Origin of the sequence: Rhizobium subbaraonis (assembly GCF_900220975.1) — a bacterium.
Taxonomy (GTDB): domain Bacteria; phylum Pseudomonadota; class Alphaproteobacteria; order Rhizobiales; family Rhizobiaceae; genus Mycoplana; species Mycoplana subbaraonis.
The window spans coordinates 1-7,422 of sequence record NZ_OBQD01000057.1; the positions used below are offsets into that span (position 1 = coordinate 1).

Consider the following 7,422-nt stretch of genomic DNA (forward strand, 5'->3'; position numbering starts at 1 on the left):
ATGGCCGCCTTGATGAAGTCTGCGGGCGCTACGCGCCCTTGCCTCCATCAAGGCAATCCGGCCTTCAACAGGCCGCTTCCCAATGTGCTACGGGCTGGAATTCATCGCCAAGGCTTTGCGGGAATGGATCGCTGCGGTGGGTGCCAAGACCGCCTACATCATGCCGGGCAGTCCTTGGGAAAACGGTTACTGCGAGAGCTTCAACTCGAAGCTCCGCGACGAACTGCTCAACGGCGAAATCTTCTACACGCTGAAGGAGGCCAAGATCATCATCGAAAACTGGCGACGGCACCACAATACTGTTCGGCCGCATTCATTGCTGGGTTACAAGCCACCCGCACCAGACGCAACGGTTTGGCCTGGTCAGGACGGCCCGGCGTCGATGCCGACTGTAGCGGAAAAGCCGAGCATCCACTAACATCAAACTCGGATCATCCCATGGGGGCAGGCCAGGATCTTGTAGTCGGCCTCAAGCCCCTTGGCGCGATGGAACGAAAGCCCAAAAACTTCGACATGCTCGAATTTTGGCCGAGCACTTCTGAACGGATCGAGTTGGTTGTAGCGCCACGACACCATCACCTTGAGCTTTTCGCGTCCATCGCTCCGCCATTGCCCCGAAATCCCGCCGAGGAAAGTATCGAGACGTTGCAACAGCTGGTGACACGCCGTGCCGAAACCCGGCTTGCTCCCTTCAGCGCTGATCGGAATGACCCGGATCGATTGTGAGATGTGATGATGGTCACCCCCTTACAGGAAGACCGGATGGCAGGCAGTTGCCGTCTTAAGTTAGTCAGGTCGACGTGAATCTCGAAATGTCAGGTCGCATCAGTGTCTTAAGCCCAGTGGGGTCGCCGAGCAAGTAAGCCCCGCGTTATGTACTTCAAGCCAAACTGATGCCTTGGCTACGGCTAATCTTCTTCGGACCAGCGGAAGGGCGCGGGACCGAAGTCGGCAATCAGATGATGGACCAGTTCAAGGCCAGGCGAGGTGTCGCCTTCGCGGTGGTACAAGATGACTGGAGAGGTCGCATTGGCATCAGCAAGTTGGCAATAGTGTACATCTGAGCGCATCTGCTTTGCCGAGGACGGTATTACGCAAATTCCGGCTCCTGCTGCGACAAGACCGAGCGCAGTTTGCAGTTCGCGCACTTCATGCACTTCTTCAACACGCACGTCGGATTGCAGCAGCATATTTAAGACTTGGTCTGCATAGCTGGGTCGGGGCTCTTTCGGGTAAACGATTAGTCTCTCTGCAGCTAATTGCGTCAAATGAACAGAGGAGGCGTCCTTGGCCAAGGCAGAGTCCCGCGGTACGGCAACGACCAATCGCTCCTCATGCAAAACAGTGCTCACGATGCCGTCATTACTGTGACGCAGTCGGCCAAATCCCAGATCGATCCTTCCTTCTTTCAAGGCTGGAAGTTGCTGGATGGATAGAAGCTCGACCAACTGAATGTCGAGGTCCGGCGCTGACTGCCTCAACCTACCGATCAGTGTTGGCAGGCCGGTATAGAGGATTGAAGCAACGAAGCCAATCGACAGAACCTGCTTTTGGTTTAGTCCGGCTCGTCGCGTCATGGCTACCATTTGGTCAATGCGGCCGAGCACTTGAAGAGCCTGTTCATACAAAATCCGCCCGCTCTCGGTTAGCCGAACAGGCCTGCTTGCCCTGTGGAACAGTGCGACGCCCAACTCTTCCTCAAGTAGTTGGATCTGCCGGCTGAGAGGTGGCTGAGTGATGTTCAGCATCTCAGCGGCACGGGTGAAATTGCGCTGCTGAGCCACGGTAACGAAGTAACGGAGTTGACGGAATTCCAAGCGTTTCCCCTTTTGCAGCAGTGTGACAGAGGTATTGTTCTCCCGCCAAATGCCGGATTCGGCGTACCTTTCTCAACACTATACGCTTTAGGTATCGTAGCCAATCGAAATAGTGTTGGACCTATCGGGCGATTGGGCACCAAGATGTCGACATGAATAGCTCGTTTTTACCCCGCTCCCTTTCTTCTCCAGCCATCGGCCCGACGGTCGAGCGCGTGGAAGCCCTGCTGATCGATCTGCCGACGATCCGACCACACAAGCTGTCGGTCGCGACGATGAACGGCCAGACCTTGATGTTGGTGAAGGTGCATTGTGACGACGGGGTCATAGGAGTCGGGGAGGGGGCGACCATCGGCGGGCTGGCTTACGGCGCCGAAAGCCCCGAAAGCATGAAGCTGGCCATCGAAACCTATTTCGCCCCCCTGATGATCGGACAGGATGCCACCCGGATTCAGGCTCTGATGGCGCGGATCGGCAAAATGGTAAAAGACAACCGCTTCGCCAAGAGTGCGGTGGAAACTGCTTTGCTTGACGCCCATGGCAAGCGGCTTGGGCTGCCTGTGAGCGAGCTTTTGGGAGGCAGGCAGCGAGACCGCCTGCCGGTTGCCTGGACGTTGGCCTCCGGAGACACGTCCCGGGACATTGCCGAAGCCGAGCAGATGCTGGACTTACGTCGTCACCGCATTTTCAAGGTAAAAATAGGGGCTAGACCGCTTGCCGAGGACATTGGGCATGTCAGTCGCATCAAGGCCGCCCTTGGTGACCGCGGTGCGGTTCGCGTCGATGTGAACATGGCCTGGGACGAGACTGAGGCTGCCCGCGGTATGGCGGCTCTTGCCAAGGCAGGCTGTGAGCTGGTGGAACAGCCGGTGGCTACCGCATCGGCACTGTCGCGGCTGGTGCGTCGTTTTCCGGTTGCCCTGATGGCGGATGAATCACTCACCGGCCCGCCATCGGCTTTCGAACTGGCGCGCGTCCATGGTGCAGATGTGTTTGCGGTCAAACTGGAGCAGAGCGGCGGTGCATTCAATGCGCTGAGAGTGGCGGCGATCGCTGATGCGGCAGGCATCGGGCTTTACGGCGGCACCATGTTGGAGGGTCCTGTCGGTACCATCATCTCCGCCCATGCATTTGCGACCTTCCCGAACCTGCAATGGGGCACGGAACTGTTTGGGCCGCTTCTCCTGACCGAAGAAATTCTCGCCGAGCCACTGGACTACAGTGATTTTTCCCTGGCGATCCCCAAGGGACCGGGGCTCGGCATCACGCTGGATGACGACCGCGTCTCGTTCTTCGCCCGGGACGGGCTCCGCCGCAAGATCCACCCAAGCGCATAGGAAGCTTTGATGCTGTTTCAGGTACGTATGGATGTGAAGATCCCGCACGACTTGCCCGCTGAGCAAGTTGCAGAAGTTCTTGCGGCAGAGAAGGCCTATTCTCAAGAACTCCAGCGGCAGGGCAGCTGGCGCCATATCTGGCGCATTGCCGGTCAGTATTCGAACATCAGCATATTCGATGTGGCGGACAATGCCGAACTGCATGCGCTGTTGTCGGGGCTGCCGCTCTTCAAGTTCATGCATATCGAGGTGACGGCGTTGCTGCGTCATCCATCCGCAATTCGCGAAAACGACAGCTGAGTTCGTACGGCGGGCGGCCGAGTGGGCCTTATCGCCACCCCCCAAACATGAAGGAGGAGAGACCATGACCGTAAAGATATTCGACCGTCCCGACGTCCAGGAGTTCCTGAAGGTCGTCAGCGGACTGGACAAGGCGGACGGTAACCCGCGCATGAAGGAAATCATTCACCGGCTGATGTCGGACCTGTTCAAGGCCATTGACGACCTGAACATCACCCCCGACGAGTACTGGACCGGCGTTGCATGGCTGAACGACCTGGGTGCTGCAGGTCAGGCTGGATTGATCTCACCAGGCTTGGGGCTGGATCACTTCATCGACGAGCGTCTGGATGCGATCGACGCCGCCATGGGTATCGACAACCCGACGCCGCGGACGATCGAAGGGCCGCTTTATGTTGCCGGCGCGCCTGAATCGACCGGCTTTGCTCGTCTCGACGATGGTAGCGATACCGATGGTCAAACGCTCATCATGCACGGCGTGGTTCACGATGCCGACAAAAAGCCGATGCCGGGCGCCAAGGTGGAAGTGTGGCACTGCGATACCCGCGGCTTCTATTCCCACTTCGACCCGACTGGCAAGCAGGCCCCGTTCAACATGCGCCGCACCATCATTGCCGACGAGAATGGTCGCTACAAGTTCCAGAGCATCCTTCCCAGCGGTTATGGCGTGCCTCCGGGGAGCCCGACGGAGCATTTGCTATCTGCGCTTGGCCGGCACGGCCAGCGTCCAGCGCATATCCACTTCTTCATCAGTGCCCCGGGTCATCGCAAGCTGACAACCCAGATCAATATCGAGGGTGATCCGTTGATCAACGATGACTTCGCCTATGCGACGCGTGATGGGCTTGTGCCACGCGTGGTCGAGCGCAATGACGAAGAAAGCATCCACGCCAACAATCTCAACGGCCCATTCGCCGAAATCGAATTCGACATCTTCCTGACCTCTCTGGTCGATGGCGTCGACAATCAGGTGAACGAGAAGCGCAAACGCGAGGCGGCCTGAGACCCAATTCGACACGGCCGCCCGGCCGTTATGCCGGGCGGCGTTGGAGACGCTGCGAAGCGCAGTGCTGCACAAAGACCGGCGCAAGGATGCGCCACATCTGGATTGAATATCGGGAGGGAGGGAACCCTTGGAGACTTTACTGAAGCAGCTCGGTCGGATACCGGGCGCATTGATGATCGTGCCGCTATTCCTGGGCGCCGTGGTGGCGAGCGTGGCGCCCCAGGCGCTTGAAATCGGCAGCTTCACGACAGCGCTGTTCAAAAGCGGAACTGCCGTGTTGATCGGTCTGTTTTTCGTCTGCGTCGGTTCGCAGATCGACCTTCGTGCCGCGTTGCCGGCAGTCGAGAAGGGTATCGTTCTGCTGCTCGCGAAATTCGGCGTCGCCGTTGCAGTTGGCCTGTCTGTGGCCTTCTTCATGGCCGACGGCACGCTTTGGGGCATGCTGCCGCTGGCGATCATCGCCGCCATGTCGAATTCGAACGGTTCGTTGTTTGTGGCGCTGACCAGCCAGTTTGGCAATTCGAGCGACAAGGGCGCCATCTCGGTTCTTTCGATCAACGATGGACCCTTCCTGACGATGATTGCGCTGGGTGCGGCAGGCCTTGCGGCCTTTCCGGCGCTGGCGCTGTTTGCCGCCATATTCCCGATGATCCTCGGCTTCATCTTGGGCAATACCAGCCCAACCGCCAAGGCCTTCCTTGGGCCAGGCGAAAAGCTGATCATCCCGTTTGCGGCTTTCGCCATCGGGGCTGGCATCAAATTCGACGTGTTGCTGACATCAGGCGCTATCGGCATATTGCTGGGTCTGATGACGGTGGTCCTGTCCGGAGGGGCCGCGGTATTGTGCCTATGGCTGTGGCACGTCTTGCGCGGGCACCCTCGTTCGACGCGCAATGTGATTGCAGGCGCGGCAGAGGCCAGCACGGCCGGCAATGCCATCGCAACCCCTGCCGCCCTTGCAACCATCGATCCGTCCATCCTGCCGTTTCAGGAGATGGCCACCGCACAGGTCGCCACGGCAGTGGTCTGCACCGCCTTCACCATGCCCTTCGTGGTCGCCTGGCTTGCCGGGTGGCAACGCCGTAACGGGATAACGCCCGAGGCCGAAGAAGCTCTTTATCAAGACCGCAGCGCGAAGGTTCAGGTCGCAGCCGTCAGCAGCTAAACGGCATTGTAGAGGCGCGCCCGAAGTCCGAGCGCGCCAGAACCAACGATGGACACAAAAACGATGATGCGATTCAAGGGTAAACGCGTGGTAATTACGGGTGCCGGGCAAGGAATTGGCCGGCGTGTTGCGGAGCGAATGGCGGCTGAAGGTGCGTCATTAGTTCTGGTAGACCGGTCGCAGACGCGGGACGAAGTCGTTGCTGGTATCATGGCGGCGGGAGGCAACGCCACGGCGTTCGGAGCCGACTTGGAGACTTGGGACGGCTGCCTTGCGGCGCTGCATTTTGCGAACCGGGCCTTGGGCGGAATCGACATATTGGTGAACAACGTAGGTGGAACCATTTGGGCTCAACCATACGAGCACTATCAGCCGCAGCAGATCGAAGCCGAGGTGCGGCGCTCGCTGTTTCCGACCCTTTACTGCTGTCGGGCCGCGCTGGACCACATGCTACCTGCCGGCAGCGGTGTGATCGTGAATGTAAGCTCGATCGCCACGCGTGGACTCAACCGCGTGCCCTACGCCGCGGCCAAGGGCGGTGTCAATGCCATAACCGCAAGCCTTGCCTGGGAAGTTGCCGAGCGTGGCATCCGTGTGGTCGGCACTGCCCCAGGCGGCACCGAGGCGCCACCCCGCCCGGTTCCGCGTAATCCCAACGCCGCACAAGACCAGCGCGATGACTGGTACCAGACCATCGTCGATCAGACGATACAGTCCAGCTTGATGAAGCGCTACGGGACGCTTGATGAGCAAGCGGGCGCAATACTGTTCTTGGCATCGGATGATGCCTCATACATCACTGGCGTGACCTTGCCCGTTGGCGGCGGCGATCTGGGATAACGGGCAGAAGTGTCTCAAACCCTCAACACAGACAAAAAGATCTGGAAGAAGGCCATGCCATATTTAGAGCTACCATCGCACCGTCTGCACTATCGCATTGACGGTCGTGTCGGACCGTGGCTTGTATTCTGCAATTCCTTGGGCACGGATCTCACAATGTGGGGTCAGCAGGTTGCCGGCTTGGAACAGCAGTTTCGCATTCTTCGGTATGACGGACGTGGGCACGGGGCTTCTGGCACGCCCCCTGGTCCCTATGCGATAGCCGACCTCGGGTCCGATGTTCTCGCTCTTCTGGACGCACTCCACATCGAAAGGGCACATTTTTGCGGACTTTCTATCGGCGGCCTGACGGGGCAATGGCTCGCTCTCAATGCTGCCCACCGTTTCGGCCACCTAGTGCTTTGTGCAACCGCATCCCGTATTGGTAGTGCGCGTGGGTGGACGGAGCGCATAGGTCATGTACGAGCCGGTGGCCTATTCAGCATCGCGAGCGCCACCCAAGATCGCTGGTTCACTTCAGAGTATTCACGTTCAGCCGGCGAGATTGTCCGTGACACCATCGACAGTTTCGTCAATACCTCTGTAGAGGGCTATATCGGATGTTGCAGTGCCTTAGCCAGCGCGGACTTCAGTGGTCTTCTTGGGAAACTAACCAACCCCGTGCTGACTATTGCGGGAGCCGACGATGCTGTGTGTCCTCCCGCCCAGCTTGCTGAGATTGCTCAGAACGTGCAGCATGGAGAGCTTTGCGTTCTCCCAGGCCGTCACATGGTGAACATTGAGTCGGCAATGCAATTCAACACGACTTTGGCGAAAGTCTTGGCGCCATGAATAGTCAACTCGTACAAATCTCCGCTCCGGGTGGGCTTTGGTGCATCGATCCTTTTTCAATGGTTTGGAAGTAGGCCTGTTGGACCCCAATCAGTCTGATCCGAGCGATGCCGTTCAAACATAATG

General features: G+C 58.7%; 8 protein-coding genes and 1 pseudogene. 7 read left to right on the forward strand and 2 right to left on the reverse strand.

What is annotated here, in order from left to right; genetic code table 11:
* Nucleotides 1-91: 91 nt before the first annotated feature.
* Nucleotides 92-418: pseudogene (locus CRO48_RS31080) on the forward strand (integrase core domain-containing protein); the annotation flags it as partial.
* Nucleotides 419-420: 2 nt separating this feature from the next.
* On the opposite strand, the gene CRO48_RS31085 reads toward CRO48_RS31080, so the two are convergent.
* Together CRO48_RS31085 and CRO48_RS31090 are read right to left on the reverse strand one after the other, a co-directional pair.
* Nucleotides 421-651, reverse strand: a complete 231-nt coding sequence (locus tag CRO48_RS31085) for a hypothetical protein (protein WP_245423732.1) — start codon at nucleotides 649-651, stop codon at nucleotides 421-423.
* A 257-nt stretch (nucleotides 652-908) separates the two neighbouring features.
* Nucleotides 909-1,817: a LysR family transcriptional regulator gene (locus CRO48_RS31090; RefSeq protein WP_097143500.1), complete on the reverse strand. Its 909-nt coding sequence runs from the start codon at nucleotides 1,815-1,817 to the stop codon at nucleotides 909-911.
* A gap of 152 nt (nucleotides 1,818-1,969) precedes the next feature.
* Here CRO48_RS31090 and CRO48_RS31095 point away from each other — a divergent pair, with 152 nt between their 5' ends.
* The 6 genes from CRO48_RS31095 (at nucleotide 1,970) to pcaD (ending at nucleotide 7,296) form a co-directional block, all read left to right on the forward strand.
* Entirely contained in the window at nucleotides 1,970-3,154 is a 1,185-nt protein-coding gene (locus CRO48_RS31095) for a muconate/chloromuconate family cycloisomerase (RefSeq protein ID WP_176526965.1), read from the forward strand.
* 9 nt (nucleotides 3,155-3,163) lie between these two features.
* A complete protein-coding gene (gene catC / locus CRO48_RS31100; protein ID WP_097143501.1) occupies nucleotides 3,164-3,454 on the forward strand; it encodes a muconolactone Delta-isomerase in 291 nt (96 codons plus the stop codon).
* Nucleotides 3,455-3,518: 64 nt separating this feature from the next.
* Nucleotides 3,519-4,457, forward strand: coding sequence for a catechol 1,2-dioxygenase (catA, locus tag CRO48_RS31105; protein WP_097143502.1), 939 nt, complete (start codon nucleotides 3,519-3,521; stop codon nucleotides 4,455-4,457).
* A gap of 130 nt (nucleotides 4,458-4,587) precedes the next feature.
* Nucleotides 4,588-5,625 carry a 2-keto-3-deoxygluconate permease gene (locus tag CRO48_RS31110; RefSeq protein WP_097143503.1) on the forward strand — a complete coding sequence of 346 codons (1,038 nt, stop codon included), beginning with the start codon at nucleotides 4,588-4,590 and terminating at the stop codon, nucleotides 5,623-5,625.
* Nucleotides 5,626-5,673: 48 nt separating this feature from the next.
* Nucleotides 5,674-6,465, forward strand: a complete 792-nt coding sequence (gene benD, locus CRO48_RS31115; protein ID WP_210202053.1) for a benzoate diol dehydrogenase BenD — start codon at nucleotides 5,674-5,676, stop codon at nucleotides 6,463-6,465.
* A 54-nt stretch (nucleotides 6,466-6,519) separates the two neighbouring features.
* Nucleotides 6,520-7,296, forward strand: coding sequence for a 3-oxoadipate enol-lactonase (pcaD, locus tag CRO48_RS31120; RefSeq protein WP_097143504.1), 777 nt, complete (start codon nucleotides 6,520-6,522; stop codon nucleotides 7,294-7,296).
* The last annotated feature ends 126 nt before the right edge of the window (nucleotides 7,297-7,422 follow it).